Source organism: Jatrophihabitans sp. (genome assembly GCA_036399055.1).
Classification (GTDB): Bacteria; Actinomycetota; Actinomycetes; order Mycobacteriales; family Jatrophihabitantaceae; genus Jatrophihabitans_A.
Genome location: DASWNX010000012.1, coordinates 1 through 17,865, shown reverse-complemented (window position 1 = coordinate 17,865; position 17,865 = coordinate 1). Strand labels below are relative to the sequence as shown.

20 protein-coding genes are annotated in these 17,865 nt (G+C 70.8%); 8 read left to right on the top strand and 12 right to left on the bottom strand.

What is annotated here, in order from left to right:
• Positions 1–70 precede the first annotated feature (70 nt).
• The 5 genes from VGB75_03825 to VGB75_03805 form a co-directional block, all read right to left on the bottom strand.
• Complete coding sequence (locus VGB75_03825; GenBank protein HEY0166152.1) at positions 71–1,567, bottom strand: hypothetical protein; 1,497 nt, start codon at positions 1,565–1,567, stop codon at positions 71–73.
• Positions 1,568–1,579: 12 nt separating this feature from the next.
• Positions 1,580–2,758, bottom strand: coding sequence for a HAMP domain-containing sensor histidine kinase (locus tag VGB75_03820; protein ID HEY0166151.1), 1,179 nt, complete (start codon positions 2,756–2,758; stop codon positions 1,580–1,582).
• Between the two features lie 5 nt (positions 2,759–2,763).
• On the bottom strand, positions 2,764–3,477 hold the full coding sequence (locus tag VGB75_03815) for a response regulator transcription factor (GenBank protein HEY0166150.1): 714 nt from the start codon (positions 3,475–3,477) through the stop codon (positions 2,764–2,766).
• A gap of 96 nt (positions 3,478–3,573) precedes the next feature.
• Complete coding sequence (gene dxs, locus VGB75_03810; GenBank protein HEY0166149.1) at positions 3,574–5,538, bottom strand: 1-deoxy-D-xylulose-5-phosphate synthase; 1,965 nt, start codon at positions 5,536–5,538, stop codon at positions 3,574–3,576.
• A 72-nt stretch (positions 5,539–5,610) separates the two neighbouring features.
• Positions 5,611–6,963, bottom strand: a complete 1,353-nt coding sequence (locus VGB75_03805) for a TRAM domain-containing protein (GenBank protein ID HEY0166148.1) — start codon at positions 6,961–6,963, stop codon at positions 5,611–5,613.
• 118 nt (positions 6,964–7,081) lie between these two features.
• Here VGB75_03805 and VGB75_03800 point away from each other — a divergent pair, with 118 nt between their 5' ends.
• Positions 7,082–7,750, top strand: a complete 669-nt coding sequence (locus VGB75_03800; protein HEY0166147.1) for a TrkA family potassium uptake protein — start codon at positions 7,082–7,084, stop codon at positions 7,748–7,750.
• Positions 7,750–8,409, top strand: coding sequence for a TrkA family potassium uptake protein (locus VGB75_03795; GenBank protein HEY0166146.1), 660 nt, complete (start codon positions 7,750–7,752; stop codon positions 8,407–8,409). The genes VGB75_03800 and VGB75_03795 overlap by 1 nt, the downstream gene beginning before the upstream one ends.
• On the opposite strand, the gene VGB75_03790 is transcribed toward VGB75_03795, so the two are convergent.
• Genes VGB75_03790 through dut form a run of 3 tightly spaced genes read right to left on the bottom strand, consistent with a single transcriptional unit; the run spans position 8,350 to position 10,380 of the window.
• Positions 8,350–9,144: a DUF3159 domain-containing protein gene (locus VGB75_03790; protein HEY0166145.1), complete on the bottom strand. Its 795-nt coding sequence runs from the start codon at positions 9,142–9,144 to the stop codon at positions 8,350–8,352. The two genes, VGB75_03795 and VGB75_03790, sit on opposite strands and share 60 nt — an antisense overlap.
• Before the next feature lie 4 nt (positions 9,145–9,148).
• Entirely contained in the window at positions 9,149–9,802 is a 654-nt protein-coding gene (locus tag VGB75_03785) for a DUF3710 domain-containing protein (protein HEY0166144.1), read from the bottom strand.
• The gene (dut, locus tag VGB75_03780; GenBank protein HEY0166143.1) at positions 9,802–10,380 is read right to left on the bottom strand and encodes a dUTP diphosphatase; all 579 of its coding nucleotides are present in this window, start codon (positions 10,378–10,380) and stop codon (positions 9,802–9,804) included. The genes VGB75_03785 and dut overlap by 1 nt, the downstream gene beginning before the upstream one ends.
• 24 nt (positions 10,381–10,404) lie before the next feature.
• On the opposite strand from dut, the gene VGB75_03775 reads away from it, so the two are divergent.
• The gene (locus VGB75_03775) at positions 10,405–10,947 is read left to right on the top strand and encodes a DUF3093 domain-containing protein (protein ID HEY0166142.1); all 543 of its coding nucleotides are present in this window, start codon (positions 10,405–10,407) and stop codon (positions 10,945–10,947) included.
• A gap of 117 nt (positions 10,948–11,064) precedes the next feature.
• Entirely contained in the window at positions 11,065–11,817 is a 753-nt protein-coding gene (locus tag VGB75_03770; GenBank protein HEY0166141.1) for an SDR family oxidoreductase, read from the top strand.
• A 112-nt stretch (positions 11,818–11,929) separates the two neighbouring features.
• Here VGB75_03770 and VGB75_03765 read toward each other — a convergent pair whose 3' ends face one another.
• Together VGB75_03765 and VGB75_03760 are read right to left on the bottom strand one after the other, a co-directional pair.
• Positions 11,930–12,694 (bottom strand): hypothetical protein, encoded by a 765-nt coding sequence (locus VGB75_03765; protein ID HEY0166140.1) that lies wholly within the window; start codon positions 12,692–12,694, stop codon positions 11,930–11,932.
• A gap of 83 nt (positions 12,695–12,777) precedes the next feature.
• Positions 12,778–13,086: a DUF4193 domain-containing protein gene (locus VGB75_03760; protein ID HEY0166139.1), complete on the bottom strand. Its 309-nt coding sequence runs from the start codon at positions 13,084–13,086 to the stop codon at positions 12,778–12,780.
• Between the two features lie 203 nt (positions 13,087–13,289).
• Between VGB75_03760 and VGB75_03755 the strand changes: the two genes are divergently transcribed.
• Positions 13,290–13,799 carry a LytR C-terminal domain-containing protein gene (locus VGB75_03755; GenBank protein ID HEY0166138.1) on the top strand — a complete coding sequence of 170 codons (510 nt, stop codon included), beginning with the start codon at positions 13,290–13,292 and terminating at the stop codon, positions 13,797–13,799.
• Between the two features lie 24 nt (positions 13,800–13,823).
• Here VGB75_03755 and VGB75_03750 read toward each other — a convergent pair whose 3' ends face one another.
• On the bottom strand, positions 13,824–14,681 hold the full coding sequence (locus VGB75_03750; GenBank protein HEY0166137.1) for an inositol monophosphatase family protein: 858 nt from the start codon (positions 14,679–14,681) through the stop codon (positions 13,824–13,826).
• A gap of 63 nt (positions 14,682–14,744) precedes the next feature.
• On the opposite strand from VGB75_03750, the gene VGB75_03745 reads away from it, so the two are divergent.
• From VGB75_03745 to VGB75_03735, 3 genes are all read left to right on the top strand, one after another.
• Complete coding sequence (locus VGB75_03745) at positions 14,745–15,518, top strand: ROK family protein (protein ID HEY0166136.1); 774 nt, start codon at positions 14,745–14,747, stop codon at positions 15,516–15,518.
• A 179-nt stretch (positions 15,519–15,697) separates the two neighbouring features.
• A complete protein-coding gene (locus VGB75_03740) occupies positions 15,698–17,005 on the top strand; it encodes an RNA polymerase sigma factor (GenBank protein ID HEY0166135.1) in 1,308 nt (435 codons plus the stop codon).
• Between the two features lie 247 nt (positions 17,006–17,252).
• Positions 17,253–17,492, top strand: a complete 240-nt coding sequence (locus VGB75_03735; GenBank protein HEY0166134.1) for a hypothetical protein — start codon at positions 17,253–17,255, stop codon at positions 17,490–17,492.
• A gap of 60 nt (positions 17,493–17,552) precedes the next feature.
• Here VGB75_03735 and VGB75_03730 read toward each other — a convergent pair whose 3' ends face one another.
• On the bottom strand, positions 17,553–17,822 hold the full coding sequence (locus VGB75_03730) for a helix-turn-helix transcriptional regulator (GenBank protein ID HEY0166133.1): 270 nt from the start codon (positions 17,820–17,822) through the stop codon (positions 17,553–17,555).
• Between the last annotated feature and the right edge of the window lie 43 nt (positions 17,823–17,865).

Sequence of the window (17,865 nt, the reverse complement as noted above, 5' to 3'; positions counted from 1 at the left end):
GCGCCTGAGCGCCAAGGCGCCAAGGCGCTCAGGCGCTCAGGCGCTCAGGCAGTCAGCGTCGGTCGGTCGGTCAGGGCATCTCGGCGATGGCGTGCAGGTCATCGGGCCCCAGGTCCAGCAGCGAGGCCTGGTTGGTCCCCGGCCGGTAGCCCACCACGGTGGCATCGGCTCCGAGCGCCACGACCTGGCCGTTCCACCACAGCGGTCGCAGCGGCGCCTCGATCGGAAAGCCGTCCGGCTGCAGAGCCGGGATCGACGGTGTCGCCGATCCGGAGCTGGCCGAAGGCCCGCCGCTCGCCGTGGAGCTGGCCGCCGATCCCGTCACGCCCACCGTGCTGGAGCCGCTGACGGTCACCGTGGGCCCGGACTGCCCCGACGTCGCCGGCTGGCTGCTGCGAACGGGTCGACTGCTCGGGGCCGGCGGTTGGACCAGCGCCAGCACCTCGACCCGGTCGGTGCCCAGGTTCTGCAACTGCGCCACCATCAGCCGGCGCCGGGACCCGACCTGGGCGTACACCGCGAACGCCGAGCCGTCGGGGTCGAAGCTGGCCGGGCCGGTCACCACGCTGATGCCCCGGGTCGGTTGGAACCACCGCACCCCCGCGACGGTGGTCGGGCTGGCCGAGGCTGAGGGCGAGGACGAGCCGGTCGCCGAGGGCGGCCTGCTGGACGCCGGCCGGCTGCTCGACGTCGACGGGCTGGCAGTGCTGGTGGCCGTGGAGTTGGCGTAGCGCAACGGCATCAGCCCGAACCGGCGAACGGCCACGTCCCACACCAGCAGGTTCTCGGCATCGGCGGTCAACGGGTGCACCGGGCCCAACTCGCGCAGGGAGTTGTCGGGCCGGATCAGCGTCGCCGCGGCCGACAGCGGCTCCAGGGCCACGCCGTTGTCAAAGACCCGGTTGACCGGCTTCCAGACCACCAGGCCCACGGCGGTGTCGGCGGCCATCCGGGCGCCCGTCGGCAGGAAGCGGGAGAAGCTGATAGGCCGGCCGGTGGCGTCATAGCGCCGCACGGCGAAGTCGCGAAGATCTGGTGGCCCGGTCGGACTCGGACTCGCCGACGCCGTCCGGCTGGCGGTCGAAGACCCGCTCGCGCTGGCCGACGCGCCGCCGACCAGCCGGCCGGGCTCGGTCAGCCCGGTCTCCACCAGCACCGCCGTCCTGCCGGTCGCGCCCGTGATCACCGCGTCGGCCGGTCCGAGGTCGCGGACCGTCAGGTTCGGCTGCACGGCATAGGCCCGCTGACGGCCGTCCAGGGCAGCCAGCACCACACTGAGCCCGCGGCCGGTCATCACCGACAACGGTCTGGCCGCAGGTGGCAACGGCACCCGCCGGACGCTGGTGGACTGCCGGGACTCCACCGTCCCGGCCCGGATCACCAGCAGCGCCGGGACAGCCGCGGGCGCCGTCGGGCTGCCGCTCACCCTGACCGAGGTGCCGCTGGGCCGGGAGGAGGGCTGCGGCTCGCCGTTGGCGATGAGGATCGCGGCAAGCACCAGCAGCACCACCACCCCGAAGCCGGGAGAGCTGGTCCACGGTGGCAGCCGAAGCCGCAAACGGGTCATCGACGCTGGTCGCTAGGAGATCAGCGATGCTTCGGTGTCGGCCGAGGCGGGAAAGGAGACCTCGACCCGCAAGCCGCCGGTCGGCTGGGCGGTGGCTGCGATCGACCCGTTGTGCGCGTCCACGATCGCCCGGACGATCGACAGCCCCAGGCCGGCGCCTCGTTGACCGGTGCGGGCCCGTCCGCCGCGCCGGAAGGCGTCGAAGAGCCCCTCGACCTCCTCAGGCTGAACCGACACACCGCTGTTGACCACCACGATCCGTGAGGTGCGGTTGGGCCCGGAACCGGCCGACTCGGTCTTGATCTGAACCCAGCCGCCGGGCACGTTGTAGCGCACCGCGTTCTCGACCAGGTTGCCGATCACCCGCTCCAGCAACCGCGGGTCACCGGTGGTGTTCACCGGCGGGCCCTCGGCTGTGATGGTGATGTCACGGGTGACCGCCTCGGCCTTGGCCGCCGCGACCGCGTTGGGGATCAGCTCGTTGAGCGTGACCTCCTCGGTCAGCTCCAGGCTCTGGCCCTCGCGTCCCTGCAGCCTGGCCAGCGCCAGCAGGGCGTCCACCAGTTTCTGGGCGCGGTTGGTGGCCTCACGGACCACTTCGCCCATGCGCCGCAGCTCGTCCGGCGGGGCGTCGGGGTCGGACAAGGTCACGTCCAGCTCGGTCTGGATCACCGCCAGCGGGGTCCGCAACTCGTGGCTGGCGTTGGCCACGAAGCGGCGTTGGCTGCCGAAGGCGGCGTCCAACCGCCCGAGCATCTCATCGAAGGTGTCGGCCAGCTCGCGCAGCTCGTCGTCGGGCCCGCCAAGGCCGATGCGCTCGCTGAGGGTCTTGGTCGACAGCTGCCGGGCGGTCGCGGTGATCCGGGCGACCGGGCGTAGCGCCTGCCGGGCCAGCAGGTAGCCGCCGATCGCGCCGATCAGGACGATCACCCCGAAGTACAGCAACCCGTTGCTGAGCAGGTAATGCAGGGCTCCGGAGCGCATCACCGCGCGTGCCTCGGACGGGTTCCAGGTCGTCATGCCGCCGGTGGCCTTGTCGGTGATGGTGACGTCACCCGTATTCGGCGGCAATGCGATCTGGCTGAGCGCCCGGTCCAGCAGGATGTAGGACGTGGCCAGTAGCGCAGCACCGATGAGCAGCACCAGGGCGCCGTAGAGCAGCGCCATCCGGATCCGCAGCGATGGCTGCACCAGTCTCACTGGTCGGTCGAACCCCCAGTCTCTTCGTCGGCGGCAGGCGGGGTGATCAGGGTGGGATCCACCCGGTAGCCCGAGCCCACCACAGTCTCGATGACCGGCGGCTCTCCGAGCTTGCGGCGCAGGGTCATCATGGTCACCCGGACTGTGGTCGTGAACGGATCAGCGTGCTCGTCCCAGACCCGGTCGAGCAGCTCCTCGCTGGAGACGACGACGCCGGCTGCCGACAGCAACGTCTCGAGCACGCCGAATTCCTTGCGGGTCAGGTCGACGTTGCGCCCGGACCGGGTGACGGTGCGCTTGGAGGGGTCCAGCACCAGGTCACCGGCCTGCAGCACCGGCGGGGCGGCCGGCGTCGCACGGCGACCCAACGCCCGCACCCGGGCCACCAGCTCGGCGAAGGCGAACGGCTTGGCGAGGTAGTCATCAGCGCCCAGCGCCAGGCCCTCGACCTTGTCCTCGATCGAGCCGCTGGCGGTCAGCATGATCACCCGGGTCAGCACGCCCTCGTCGGTCAGCGACCGGCAGATCTCGTCACCGCTCTTGCCCGGCAGGTCGCGGTCGAGCACCACCACGTCGTAGCGGGTGGTGGTCGCCTTGCTGAATCCCTCGTCGCCGTCGTAAGCGACGTCGACCGCCATTCCCTCTCTGCGCAGGCCACGCACAACGGCATCCGCCAGCTGGGTCTCGTCTTCAACCACAAGTACGCGCACGCGCCATCTCCGCCTCTGGATGACCTCGACCGCGGGTGAGGTCGCAGGTGTTGCACACAACGATCTCATGGACACCAGGCCCTTGTGGGCAGGAGGTCACTCTCGGCGACGGTCAGTGTCCTGCGCGGGCCCGTGACCGGCCGAGAAGAGCTCACTGGTCCGGTCAGAGGGCCTGTCGCCACGTCCGAGCACCGCCGCCGCGAACTCGATCGCCCGGCGGGAGATGCCCTGCGGGGTCAGGCCGATGGCCGCACGCACCTCGGCCACCTTTCCGTGCTCGAGGAAGTCGGCCGGAATGCCGATCTGGCGGGTGGCGACGGGCAGGTCCCGTTCGCCGAGGTATTGGGCGAACCGTGAGCCGGCGCCGTTGACGACCACGCCGTCCTCGACCGTGATCAGCACCGCGGCTTGGGCCGCGAAGTCGGCCAGCGCCGGCGGCACCGGGCTGACCCACCGCGGGTCGATCACCCGGACGGTGTAGCCGGCTTCACCGATCCGCTCGGCGGCGTCGAGGACGTCCGGCGCCATCGCGCCCACTGAGACCAGCAGGACGTCGACCGGGCCGGTGGCAGTCTCGGCCAGCACGTCGACACCGCTCACCGAGCGCAGCGCCACGATGTCAGCGCCCAGCGGAGTCTTGGGGTAGCGCAGCACCGAGGGCGCGTCGTCGATCGCCAGGCACTCGATCAGCGCGGCTCGCAGCGTGGGCTCGTCACGCGGCGCCGCCACATGGATGCCGGGGACGACGCCGAGCATCGCCAGGTCCCACATCCCGTGGTGGCTGGCGCCGTCCTCGCCGGTCACCCCGGCCCGGTCCAGCACCAGGGTGACCCCCGCCTTGTGCAGCGCCACATCCATCAGCAACTGGTCGAAAGCCCGGTTGAGGAAGGTGGCATACAGCGCGATCACCGGGTGCAGGCCGGCCGCGGCCATCCCTGCGGCCGAGGTCAGCGCGTGCTGCTCGGCGATCCCGACGTCGAAGCAGCGGTGCGGGAACTCGGCCGCGAACGCGCCAAGGCCCACCGGGTCCAGCATCGCGGCGGTGATGGCGACCACGTCATCGCGGACGCCGCCCACCCGGACCATCTCTTCGGAGAACACCCCGGACCAGGTCTGGCCGCCCTTGCTCAGCGACTCGCCGGTCTCGGGGTCGAAGGCGCCGCCGCCGTGCATGTGGTCGGCCAGGTGGTTCTCGGCCGGGGCGTAGCCGTAGCCCTTGCGGGTCACGCAGTGCACCAGCACCGGACCCTCGAACTGCCGGGCCAGCTCAAAGGCGTGCTCCAGGGCGACGAGGTCGTGGCCGTCCACCGGGCCCATGTACTTCAGCCCCAGGTCCTCGAACATGCCCTGCGGAGCGAGCAGGTCCTTCATCCCCCGCTTGAGCCCGTGCAGCGCGCCGTACAGCGGGGGGCCGACCACCGGCGTCCGGCCCAGGGTCTCCTTGACATTGCCCAGCATGCGCTCGTAACCCGGACGCAGCCGCAGGCCGGCCAGGTGCTCGGCCAGGCCGCCGATCGTCGGCGAGTAGGAGCGGCCGTTGTCGTTGACCACGATCACCACCGGCCGGTCGGAGGTGGCGATGTTGTTCAGCGCTTCCCAGCACATCCCGCCGGTCAGGGCGCCGTCGCCGACCACCGCGACCACCGGCCGCCGGTCGCCGCGCACGTCGAAGGCCTTGGCCAAGCCGTCGGCGTAGGACAGCGCCGTCGAGGCGTGGGAGTTCTCGATCCAGTCGTGCTCGCTCTCGGCGCGGCTTGGGTAGCCCGACAACCCCCGGCTCTGCCGCAAGCTGGCGAAGTTCTCGTGCCGGCCGGTGACGATCTTGTGCACGTAGCTCTGGTGCCCGGTGTCGAACAGGATCGGCTCGGTCGGCGAGTCGAACACCCGGTGCAGCGCCAGGGTGAGCTCGACCGCGCCCAGGTTGGGCCCCAGGTGCCCGCCGGTCCGGGACACGTTGCGCACCAGGAAGTCGCGTATCTCGATAGCCAGCGACCCGAGCTCCTCCGGGCTGAGCTGACGCAGGTCCGCAGGGCAGGAGATCCGGCTCAGAAGAGGGCTCACAGAGCGTCAGCCTACTTGGAACGTGCCGCCTTCGTGGGCCTGCTTGCCCTGTTGCACCGCGTCGAGTCGCGCCTAGCCGGCCGGTGTGCCCGCCGGGCCGCCCGGGCGCAACACGGCGACGCACTCCACGTGATGGGTCATCGGAAAGGCGTCAAAAGCCGATAGCTCGTCGAGCCGCCAGCCCGCGTCCATCGCGAACCGGACATCGCGGGCAAGCGCGGCCGGGTCACATGCGACATAGACGATTATCCGGGGCTCGGCGGCCATGACCGCGCCGAGCACCTCGCGTCCGGCGCCGCTGCGCGGTGGGTCCAGCACCACGATGCTCACCCCGCGCGGCTGGCCCGGCCCTGCCAGTTCGACAGCGGCCGCGGCGATCGACTCGGCGCTGACAGCGGCGCGTCGCACAGCGGCCCACGGCTGGTCTGCCAGGTTGTGACCGGCGTCGGTGACCGCGTCCGCCTCGGACTCCAGGCCCACCACCCTGCCGGTGGCCGTCACCGCTGCGGCCAGCGCCGCGGTGAACAGCCCGGAGCCGGCGTACAGGTCCAGCACCCGCTCGCCCGGACGCGGCTCCGCCGCTCGCAGCACCGTCTCGGTGAACACCTCGGCCGCCCGCGGGTGGGTCTGCCAGAAGCCTGCCGGATGCACCGTGAAGAGGCGGCCGGCGACGGAGTAGCGCAACGCCGGCGGCCCGGACAGCTGCTCGGTGCTCAGCACCGGCCGGGTCGCCCGCCGTCGGTCGCCCCGCCGCCGGTCACCCTGGCGATGCCGGGCCGGGCGTTGCCGGTGAGCCAGTTCGACCACCTCTCCCCGGTCATCGACAGCCACCTCAAGCTCGGCCAGGCCCGGCCACTCGGCCTGCAGCGCGCCGGCGTCACCCACCCCGGCCGCGCCGATCGGGCAGTGGGTCAGCGGCACGACGTGATGCGAGCGGTGCGCGCGCAACCCCAGCTCACCGCCGGGGCCGACGGCGAACCGGACCCGCCGGCGCCAGCCGAGCCCGTCGCCGTCATCCAGAGGCTGCACCGTGACAGCTCGCCGCAGCCCGGCCAGCCGGCTCAGCTGCTCGGCCACCACCACCGCCTTCAGGGCGCGCTGGCCCGGCAGCGAGACATGCTGGAAGTCGCAGCCCCCGCAACCGCCGGGCCGGGCATAAGGACAGGGTTGGCGGACCCGGTCAGGCGCCGCGGTGCGGATCTCGACGGCGTCTGCCCGGCAGAACGAGCCGCCGCGGTCCTCGGTCACCTCGGCCACCACCGTCTCACCGGGCAGGGCGTGCCGGACGAAGATCACTCGCCCCTCGTGACGGGCGACGCAGTGCCCGCCATGGGCGATCGCCTCGACCCGCACCTCCAGCCGGTGGCCCAGCCAGCTTTCGGCAGTGGCCGCTTGCGGCTGCTCCCGGTCCGCTCGCTGGTTCACCAGGACAGCCTATGCACCTGCCCCGGCAGGCACGTGGCTGAGCCGCCTGCGCCCGGGCCCGTCGGCGGGATCGCCGGATGCCAGACGGTTTCGGACGGACGTGTGTAGCGTCCCGGGAGTGCACATCGTCGTCATGGGATGCGGACGGGTCGGATCCACCCTCGCGCACCACCTGCAGCGCCTGGACCACAGCGTGGCCGTCATCGACCAGGAGCCGGCGGCGTTCCGACGGCTGGGTGAGAACTTCAAGGGCGCCATGATCGCCGGCGTGGGTTTCGACCGCGACACCCTGGTCGACGCGGGAATCGAGAAGGCCGACGCCTTCGCCGCGGTGTCCAGCGGCGACAACTCCAACATCATCGCCGCCAGGGTGGCCCGAGAGACCTTCGGCGTCGGTCACGTGGTGGCCCGGATCTATGACCCGCTGCGTGCCGAGGTCTACGAGCGCCTGGGAATCCCCACCATCGCCACGGTGCCCTGGACGGCCAACCGGCTGTTGAAGAACCTGCTGGGCGGCGCCATCGACGAGGAGTGGCGCGATCCCACCGGCCAGGTCGTCATGCTGCACGTCATCCTGGCCGAGGCCTGGGTCGGCCGGCGGCTGACCAGCTTCGAGACGGCCACCGGCTGTCGGGTGGCGCTGATCAGCCGGTTCGGCAAGGGCGAGCTGCCCACCCAGGGCACCGTGGTGCAGGCCGGCGACGAGCTGCACGTGACCGCCACCGACGATCTCACCGAGGGCATCCGGGCCGCGGCCGGGGCCGGCCCGCTAGGAGGGCACCACTGATGCGCATCGTCATCGCCGGCGCCGGCGCGGTCGGCCGGTCGATCGCCCGGGAGCTGCTGGACAACGGCCACCGGGTGATGCTGATTGACAAGGACGCCGGCAAGGTCCGGCCGGAGCGGATCGCCGGCGCCGACTGGATGCAGGCCGACGCCTGCGAGCTGTCCAGCCTGGAGGACGCCGAGCTGCAGGAATGCGAGGTCGTGATCAGCGCGACCGGCGACGACAAGGTGAACCTGGTGGTGTCGCTGCTGGCCAAGACCGAGTTCTCGGTTCGCCGGGTGGTGGCCCGCATCAATCACCCGGCCAACGAATGGCTGTTCAACGAGTCCTGGGGCGTCGACGTCGCGGTCTCGACGCCGCGGGTGCTGGCCGCGCTGGTCGAGGAGGCGGTCTCGGTCGGCGACGTGGTGCGGCTGTTCACCCTGCGCGAGGGCCAGGCCAACCTGATCGAGGTCACCCTGCCCGCCAGCGCGCCGTGCGTCGGAGTGCCGCTGCGCGACCTTCAACTTCCCGCGGATGCGGCGATGGTCGCGATCATCCGCGGCTCCCGAGTCATCGTGCCGACCCCGGACGAGCCGCTGGAACCCGGTGACGAGCTGCTATTCGTCGCCCTTCCGGAGGCTGAGCCCGCCATCCGGCGCGCTGTCTGCGCCGCGTGACCCGGTCGCCGGCCCGGTAGCCGCGGGTTCGGAGGCCGGCTCGGTCGCTTCCAACCCGGGCGCCCCTGCCGCTTGCGGCGCCGACGGCTGCGCTTCGAGCCGGTGCCGGGCTCGGCGAACGACCCAGAACACCACGGCCACCACAGCCAGGTAGAGCGGCAGCCCCATCACCAGCTTGGTCACCGCCAGCAGCCCGGTGCGGTTGTCCTGGAACAGGCTCAGCTGCACCACCGCCCGCGCCGTGAACATCGCCAGCACGGCCATCGTCGCGACGTCGTAGGCCCGGCGCAGTTCGCGCAGCTTGTGCCAGCGCATGCCCGGCGGCAGCGGCGAGGGGTCCAGGTACTCCCAGATCACCCCGACCAGCGGTCGCCGCACGAGCAGCGACAGCGCGAACAGGCCCGCGTATCCGAACGCCGCGGCGATGCCGAGCAGAAAGAACCCGCGGGCCTCGCCGGTGCGGGCGGCGATCGTGGCGGCGATGGCCACGCTGAACAGCCCGGTCAGCACCTGCTGGACCGGCTGGCGGCGGGCCATCCGGTAACCGGCGACCAGCACCCCCGAAGCCAGCGCGGCGATGACCGCCGAGCGCAGACCGCCCAGCGTGTTGGCGATCACGAAGACCACCAGCGGGATCGCGGCGACGATCGTCCCCGACCAGCCGCCCATCGAGTTCAGGATCTGCTGGCGGGTCTGGTCGCGCAGACCTTCCGAGGACTGCTCCGACGGCGCCAACGATCTAGCCGTCCTGCGGCTCAGTCGCCTCGGCGGCCGCCAGCTGCTCGACGGCCTCCTTGGGCAGCTGCAGCGGGACCGGGTCGCGAACCGGCAGCGGGTCATTGCCGCGGACCACCACCAGGCCGCGGAAGGCCGCCAGGAACGGCTGGGCCTGCTCGTCCTCCATCGCCGGCGCGCCGGCCAGCATGGCCCGCAGGAACCAGCGCGGGCCGTCGACGCCCACGAACCGCACCGGGGTCAGGCCTCCGGGCACCGGCAGCCGGCCGACCAGCTCGAGACCGAACTCGCCCTCCTGCTCCGAGACGGTGCCGCCCTGCGAAGAGATCGAAGCCTTGATCTCGGCGCGGATCTCGTCCCAGATGCCGTCCTTCCTCGGCGCGGCGAAGACGCCGAGCTGCATCTGACCGGTCGGGTTGAGCAAGGTCACGCCGACGACCTGACCGTCCTCACCCACCTCGACCCGGATCTCCAGGCCAGAGTCGGCCGGCACCCGCAGCGCGCCCAGGTCGAGCCGCTCGGTGTCGTCAGCCGGGCTGTCGGCGACGTCGTAGGGGCCGGTGGTCGGCAGGCTCTCGTGCGGACGCCTGGTCTCCCACGGCGGCGTGGCATCGAGCTTTGACTGCTCGGTGCGCTTCTCCTTGCGCCGAAGCGCCATCACTGATCGTCTCCTCTGTTGTTCGCCGCCGGATCGCTGACCGCTGAAGCCGCCACCCGCAATGCCCCGGCGCCCCCGGTCGAGCCGTGTCCGGCAGCGCCGCGGACGGAGTCGGGAAGCAGCTCCACCAGCTCGAACCGGGCCTGCTCGACCCTCTGAATGACCAGTTGCGCGATCCGGTCACCGCGGCGCAACTCGACGGCCTTGTCGCGATCGTGGTTGACGACGATGACTTTGATCTCGCCACGGTAGCCCGAATCGATGGTGCCTGGCGCGTTGACCATACCCAGGCCGGTGCGCCAAGCCAGACCGGAGCGCGGTTGGACGAATCCGGCGTAACCGGCGGGCAGCGCGATGGCCAGGCCGGTCGGCAGCAACGCTCGCTCGCCGGGCCCCAGCCGGACGTCGACCATGGTGCACAGGTCCGCGCCGGCGTCGCCTTCGAGGGCGTAGCTGGGCAGCGGCGCGTCGGGGTGCAGCCGCCGCACTTTGACCGCCAGTGGCAGCGGCCCCGGCGCGGTGGCCGCCGCGGCCGTTGCCTCTGCGCTGTCTGCGGCGCTCAGCGGTCCAATCGTCACAGGGCAAAAGGCTACCCTCGTCGGGTGCGCAACCCAGCGACCCATCGAAGGCGACCGGTCACCCAGCAGGCCGGCTACTTCGAGCGGCTGCGGACGCCGTGGTGGTGGTACCTGGGCGCGGTCGGAGTGTCGGTGTTGCTCGGCCTGGAATTCGCCGTGGCGATCGCCGGCTGGGTCGCCTGGGCGCCGTTCGCGATCCTGCTCCCGACCACCCTGCTGGTCGTGCGGCGGCTCTCGTCGGGCCGCGTCGCCGTCGACGGCTCCACCCTGCTGGCCGGCGACCGCAGCCTGGCGCTGGCCGAGGTCGAGCAGGTTATCGACCTCAACGCCACCGAGTTGCGCCGGCTGGTGGGGCGGCACAGCGATCCGCTGGCCTTCACCTACATCCGGTCCTGGATCGGGCCGGGTGTGCAACTGGTCCTGCGGCCGCCAGCCGATCCGCAACCGGCCGAGCGCTACCCCGAGCCGTACTGGGTGGTGTCCACCCGGCGCCCTGACCGGTTACTGGCCGCCATCGGCGGCGCAACCGGCGGGCTGGCGGCTCCGGGCCGACCGCCCACCAGCTGAGACACTCGGCCAGAACCAGCCAGCCCAGAACCCGCCAGACCACCAGCTCAAACCCCTGCCAGCTCAAACCCCCGCCAGCTCAACCCCCGCCAGCTCAGCCCGAACAGGAGTTCGCCCGTGTCACTCGGACGTTTTGAAGGCCAGGTGGCGCTGATCACCGGCGCCAGCCGTGGGATCGGCTTCGCGGTCGCGCAGCGGTTGGTGTCCGAAGGCGCCCGGGTCTGCCTCACCGCGCGCAAGCAGCCGGCGCTGGAGGCGGCGGTGGCCGAGCTGGGCGGGCCCGAGCACGCGATCTTCGCCGCCGGTTCCGGTGACGACCCCGAGCACCAGGCGGCGGCGGTGGAGGCGACGATGGCAGCCTTCGGCCGGCTGGACGTGCTGGTCAACAACACCGGCATCAACCCCACGTTCGGGCCGTTGCTGGAGATCGAGGACCGGCTGGCCCGCAAGATGTTCGACGTGAACGTGCTGTCGGCGCTGTCCTGGATCAGGTTGGCGCACCGGGCCTGGCTGGCCGAGCACGGCGGCGCCGTGGTCAACATCGCCTCGGTGGCCGGGCTCGGTGTCTCCCCCGGCATCGCCTTCTACGGCATGACCAAGGCCGCCCTGATCAACCTGACCAAGCAACTGGCGGTCGAGCTCTCGCCCGGGGTCCGGGTCAACGCGGTGGCGCCGGCGGTGGTGAAGACCAAGTTCGCCGAGGCGCTCTACGTCGGCAACGAGGAAGCCGTCGCGGCGAACTACCTGCTCAAGCGACTCGGCGAACCCGCCGACATCGGCGCCGCGGTGGCCTACCTGGCCTCGGCCGACGCGGCGTGGACGACGGGTCAGACTCTGGTGATCGACGGCGGGATGATCGGCGGCCTCTGAGGCAGGGGCGGACGGCGGTGTCGGACGGCGGCCTTTGAGGCAAGATCGGACGGCGGCCTTTGAGGCAAGATCGGACGGCGGTGTCGGACGGCGTCAGAGACGTCCCGGCCGCTCAGACCTGGCGAAACCAGCGCTCCTCGTTGAGCACTCGAAGTTCGGCGAGCAACGTCTCGCCGAGGGCCTTGGTGGCGCGGCGGTTGACCTCCGCGCCGGCCACCGCGCCGGCCAGGAACGGCGCCAGCGACGTGGCGCTGCGGCCGACCTTGCGCAGCAGCTGGCTGCGCAGCTCGCGTTTGGCCGCGGCGCCGAATGCCGCGATCGGGCCCGCGCCGCCCGTCTGCGGCGAGATCGCGCGGCGCCGGATCCACGACATCAGGTAAGCGCTGGCCCGATCCGAGACGGTGCCCTGCGCAGGGCGCTCCAGTAGCTCGTGCAACTCCGCGACCAGCTTCAACTCCACCGCGGTCACGCTCAGCGTCTCGGCGGCAAGCTGGACCGGCGCGGCGAGCAGCAGCGGCGGGCTGAGGAACTGCACGGCGGCCAGGCCGCCGGCGGCGGCGCCGAGGCCGGCGGTGGCCTGGGTCGCGTGCCGGATCAGCCGCTCGGCGATCTCGATGTCGCTCTGGCCCGGGTACTGGCGGCGCAGCGCATGGGCGTCACGGACCGGAATCCGCGGGGCCAGCTCGATGATGAGGTCTGCCAGCCACCGTCCGGCAGCCACGGCGCGGATGCCGGAGGCTCTGGCGCTTCGGGTGAGTGCGGGGATCAGGGCCGCCAGCGCTCGCTGGCGCCTGCGCCGGTCACTGGCGCCTGCCTCGCCTTCGGCCTCTGAAGCCGTCGCTCGGGCCAGCAGCTCCGCTATCTCATGGTTGGCCATGACTCACCTTGCCATGGCCGATGGGCATGGCAGAGCGGCCGGCCCCCGACAAGGGTCGCCGGCCGCCGTACGGTGAGCAGCTGTCAGGCGCAATCCCGGCAGATCGGCTGGCCGTTCTTCTCACGCGCCAGCCGACTGCGGTGGTGCACCAGAAAACAACTGGAACAGGTGAATTCGTCATCCTGCTTGGGCAGCACCCGGACGGTGAGCTCTTCGCCGGAGACGCTGGACAGATCTGCCCCGGGCAACTCCAGCGACTCGGCCAGCTCGGTCTCATCGACATCGATCGATCCCGACTGCGCCTCCGCCCGGCGGGCTTTCAACTCCTCGAGCGAGTCTTCGTTCAGTTCATCTACGTCGCCCCTGCGAGGGGCGTCATAATCGGTGGCCACTACTTGTCAACTCCTTGATCAATCCCAGGTGCACACGATCCGGCTGTCTGGACCACCGGCAGTCGACACTGCGCCGCTGGCGCGGAACCGTATCGCGTTACGCCTGCGCTCCAACGACCGGGCAGCCCTCACCATTCCCGAGGCTGGTCCGGCTAGGCTGGCGACCCAGATACGACTCGTAAGCAGGAGGTTAATCGTCCGACATGTCAACTATGACACGGCGTCGGCCGCTGCCTGCTCTGGCCTTTCTGCTGGTGCTCACCGCCCTCACCAGCATCGTGTGGTGGCGCGTGCTGCACCGTCCCGAGCCGACCGAGGCCACCGGGTCGCCGTCTGCTTCACAGTCGGCCCAGTGCACGCCGGGCGCCGGGGCGATCCGGCTGCCCACCCCGGCCTCGGTCACCGTCACGGTGCTCAACGGCGCCGGCCGTGACCGGCTGGCCACCCAGGTCACCGGCCAGCTCAAGAGCCGCGGTTTCAAGGTAGGCACGCCCGGCACGACCTCGGCGCTGACCGGGGTCGGCGAGATCCGGTTCGGCCCCACCGGCCGGGCCGGCGCGACCCTGCTCAGCTATCACCTGCCCGGCGCCAAGCTCACCCCCGGCAACCGGACGGATGCCAAGGTCGACGTGGTGCTCGGCGCCGGCTACCGGTCGTTGGCGACCACTCAGACGGCCAGCCGAGCGGTCGCCGGCGCCGGCAAACCCTGCTGAGGATCAGCAAAACCCTGCTGAGGGTCAGCCGATATCGGCCACCCCGATCGCGGTGAGCAGGTCGAAGAACTCCTCGGCGCGCTCGGGATGCGCCCCGGCGACCATCTCGACGCCCGCCGGCCGGCCGCGAAGTCCTGAGGTGGCCACGCCTGCTTCGGAGGCGATCAGCAGCCCGGCCGCGAAGTCCCACTCACCCAGCGGCCCCTCGTAGTACAGATCCACCCAGCCGGCCGCCAGCGCGCACAGGTCCAGGGCCGCCGAGCCCAACCGGCGCAGGTTGCCCACCCGGCCCAGCAACTGCCCCACCGCCTCTCCCTGGCGCGCCCGGCGAGCCGGGTCGTAGCTGAACCCGGTTGCCACCACCGCCTCATTCAGCGGCGCCGGCCGGGGGCCGGTCAGCCGGCGGTCGCCGAGGAAGGCGCCGTGTCCGACGGCTGCCCGGAAGACGTGCCCCGAGGAGGGGTTGAGCACGCAGCCGGCCACTGTCCGGCCCTGCACCTGGGCTGCGATCGAGACCGCGAACTGGGGCAGTCCGAGCATGTAGTTGACGGTGCCGTCGATCGGGTCCAGCACCCAGCGCACCGGCGCGCCGGCCAGCTGAGCCGCGCCAGCCCGCTCGCCACCCTCCTCCCCGAGGATCGAGTCGTGTGGACGCAGCTGCGCCAGAGCCGTGCGGAGGTGCTCCTCCACCGCGTGGTCGGCGTCGGTGACCACGTCGGTCACCGAGCTCTTGGTGCTGACCGACAGCCCGGCCGCCTGATGGCGCAACATCAGCGCCCCAGCCTGGCCGGCCAGCTCGACGGCGAGGTCGGCCAGCCGCACCGGATCAGGCACTGAACCGGCTGATCCGGAGCCGTCTGCCGGCTGTGAGCGTTGCGTCATCTGCCACCTCTCCAGCCAGTGCCGATATGGTTTGAAGGTAGACCCCTAGCCAGCGGAGGAACGATGACCGCGCCAGTGTCAGACCAGTCCCAGTCTCAGCTCGATGCGGCATTCGGCGTCGACATCGGCGGCAGCGGCATCAAAGGCGCTGTCGTCGACACCCTGACCGGTGAGCTGAGGACCCAACGAGTGCGGATTCCGACGCCCAAGCCCTCGACTCCGGACAACGTCGCCGAGGTGGTGGTTCAACTGGTCACCAGGGCCAACTGGACCGGCCCGGTGGGCGCCACCTTCCCGGCGGTGATCAAGAGCGGGGTGGCCCGGTCGGCGGCCAACGTCGACCCGTCCTGGATCGGCACCGACGTCGACGCGGTGTTCTCCAAGGCCACCGGCCTGGAGGTCACCGTGCTCAACGACGCTGACGCGGCCGGGCTGGCCGAGGTCCGCTTCGGCGCGGCCAAGGGCGTGACGGGCGTGGTGATCTTGCTGACCTTCGGCACCGGCATCGGCAGCGGCATCTTCCTCAACGGTCAGCTGGTGCCCAACTCCGAGCTGGGGCACCTCGAACTCGAGGGTCACGACGCGGAGTCGCGGGCGGCGGCCTCGGTCAAGGACAAGCAGAAGATGTCCTACAAGCAATGGGCAAAGCGCGTCCAGGCTTACATGGCCCATGTCGAGAAGCTGTTCTCCCCCGATCTGTTCATCGTCGGCGGCGGGGTGAGCAAGGACGCCGACCGCTGGGTGCCGCTGCTGAAGCTGCAGACACCGGTGCGGCCGGCCCAGCTGCTCAACAACGCCGGCATCGTAGGGGCGGCGATGGCGGCTGCCGAGCGCTGAATCTCTCTGCTCTGGCTACAATGGAGCGCGCAAGGGCACGGCACCAACGAAGGCATCGACATCACAGCGCTGATTCGGTGAACCCCAGCGGCTGGCTGACCCCACATACCTCCGCCGCACAGTGGGCCCATGCAGGGCCCGCCTTCACCGACGTGTAATCGCTGTATGAAAGGGCGTACGTGGTTCCCAGCGAATCCTCCGAGCAGCCGCAGGTCAGCGCCGCTGCGACGACAAGCCGAGCGGTGACCAAGACCGTCGCCGCCCCGGCCAAGAAAGCTCCTGCCAAGAAGGCGGCCGCCAAGAAGGCGCCAGCCAAGAAGGCGTCCGCGAAGACCACCACGACTCCGGACAGCGCTGTCGACGGGGCAGTCGTCGACCCGGCGCTTGAGGTCGAGCCGACCGACATCCCGCCCGACCTCGAGCTCGAAGAGGTTCCGATCGACGTCGAGGCCGACGCCGAGGTCGAGGAGACCCCTGACCCGCCGGAGGCGGAGTCCTCGGAGTTCACCTGGGACGAGGAGGAGTCCGAGGCGTTGCGGCAGGCGCGCAAGGACGCCGAGATGACCGCCTCGGCCGACTCGGTGCGCGCTTACCTCAAGCAGATCGGCAAGGTCGCGCTGCTCAACGCCGAGGAGGAGGTCGACCTCGCCAAGCGGATCGAGGCGGGCCTGTACGCCTCCGAGCGGCTGCGTCAGCTTGAGGTCGCCGGCGAGAAGCTGCCGTTGCAGCAGCGCCGGGACCTGAACTGGATCGTGCGTGACGGCGAGCGGGCCAAGAACCACCTGCTCGAGGCGAACCTGCGGCTGGTGGTGTCGCTGGCCAAGCGCTACACCGGGCGAGGGATGGCGTTCCTGGACCTGATCCAGGAAGGCAACCTGGGCCTGATCCGCGCGGTGGAGAAGTTCGACTACACCAAGGGCTACAAGTTCTCGACCTACGCCACCTGGTGGATCCGGCAGGCGATCACCCGGGCGATGGCCGACCAGGCCCGCACCATCCGGATCCCGGTGCACATGGTCGAGGTGATCAACAAGCTCGGCCGCATCCAGCGCGAGCTGCTGCAGGACCTGGGCCGCGAGCCGACGCCTGAAGAGCTCGCCAAAGAAATGGACATCACCCCGGACAAGGTGCTGGAGATCCAGCAGTACGCGCGTGAGCCCATCTCACTGGACCAGACCATCGGCGACGAGGGCGACAGCCAGCTCGGCGACTTCATCGAGGACTCCGAGGCGGTCGTCGCGGTCGACGCGGTGTCCTTCTCGCTGCTGCAGGACCAGCTTCAGCAGGTGCTGCAGACGCTGTCCGAGCGCGAGGCCGGCGTGGTCCGGTTGCGATTCGGTCTCACCGACGGCCAGCCGCGGACGCTGGACGAAATCGGTCAGGTCTACGGCGTCACGCGCGAGCGGATCCGGCAGATCGAGTCCAAGACGATGTCCAAACTCCGACACCCGTCCCGCTCGCAGGTCCTCCGGGACTACCTGGACTAGGACTGCCGGTCAACCTTTAGTGCCCGATTGGTCACCACCCGTACATCGCCGGGTGGTGATCAGACCGTTGTGGGTAAGAGATCGTTGACGTGGCACCCTTGTGTGACGGCACACTTGCCGGACCACGTGTGACTTGGGTCCCCTCAGGGCACAGTGGGAAGGGAGCAAGTCGCAAGGGTGTTGCACGATGGGTGAGCAGTAGTAGCCGAGGAACAAGTTCATCGGTGACAAACAGAGGAGGAAGGCGATGACCCCGACCCTCACGCCGTCGGCCGCAAGTGTGGCCGGCCCAGCTGCCGATGAACGGTGCGACCGCTGCAATGCAGCAGGGAAGCTCCGTTTGACCCTGGCGGGTGGAAGTGAGCTGGTGTTCTGCGGACACCACGCCAACCGCTACGCCGAAGACCTGGTGAAGATCGCGGTGCAGTACGTCGCGGAGCCGGAATTTGACTGGCGCGGTGCGGACCTGATGTCGAACTCCAACTAACTACCCCCCAATAGACCCGGAAAAGGGGCGCCACGGTGTGGGGCGCCCCTTCTCATGTCCTCAGACGGTCACTCGATCGGGTGACCCGTCGTCCGGATCGGACCACAGCCGCTCGACCGTCGTGCCGAGCGCCCGGGCGATCTTGATGGCCAGGTAGACCGAGGGCGCGTAGTCGCCGGTCTCCATCGCGATGATGGTCTGCCGGCTCACCGCAACCGCGGTCGCCAGGCCCTGCTGGGTGAGCCCGGCCTCCCGGCGTACCGCCCGGATGCGCGTTCCGGCCGCTCCGTCGGTCTCTGCCGCGCGTACCGGCCCGGTCGGTGGTGCCATCAGTCCTCGTCCCCGGCGGCGGCTGCCAGGGCCTCCTGGCGCC

What these genes read in the sequence shown, in the direction of transcription:
- VGB75_03825 (HEY0166152.1), bottom strand. Translation starts at nt 1,567, where the DNA reads ATGACCCGTTTGCGGCTTCGGCTGCCACCGTGGACCAGCTCTCCCGGC.
- VGB75_03795 (HEY0166146.1), top strand. Translation starts at nt 7,750, where the DNA reads ATGCGCATCGTCATCGCCGGCGCCGGCGCGGTCGGCCGGTCGATCGCC.
- VGB75_03785 (HEY0166144.1), bottom strand. Translation starts at nt 9,802, where the DNA reads ATGGCGCTTCGGCGCAAGGAGAAGCGCACCGAGCAGTCAAAGCTCGAT.
- VGB75_03765 (HEY0166140.1), bottom strand. Translation starts at nt 12,694, where the DNA reads ATGGCCAACCATGAGATAGCGGAGCTGCTGGCCCGAGCGACGGCTTCA.
- VGB75_03755 (HEY0166138.1), top strand. Translation starts at nt 13,290, where the DNA reads ATGTCAACTATGACACGGCGTCGGCCGCTGCCTGCTCTGGCCTTTCTG.
- VGB75_03750 (HEY0166137.1), bottom strand. Translation starts at nt 14,681, where the DNA reads ATGACGCAACGCTCACAGCCGGCAGACGGCTCCGGATCAGCCGGTTCA.
- VGB75_03745 (HEY0166136.1), top strand. Translation starts at nt 14,745, where the DNA reads ATGACCGCGCCAGTGTCAGACCAGTCCCAGTCTCAGCTCGATGCGGCA.
- VGB75_03735 (HEY0166134.1), top strand. Translation starts at nt 17,253, where the DNA reads ATGACCCCGACCCTCACGCCGTCGGCCGCAAGTGTGGCCGGCCCAGCT.
- VGB75_03730 (HEY0166133.1), bottom strand. Translation starts at nt 17,822, where the DNA reads ATGGCACCACCGACCGGGCCGGTACGCGCGGCAGAGACCGACGGAGCG.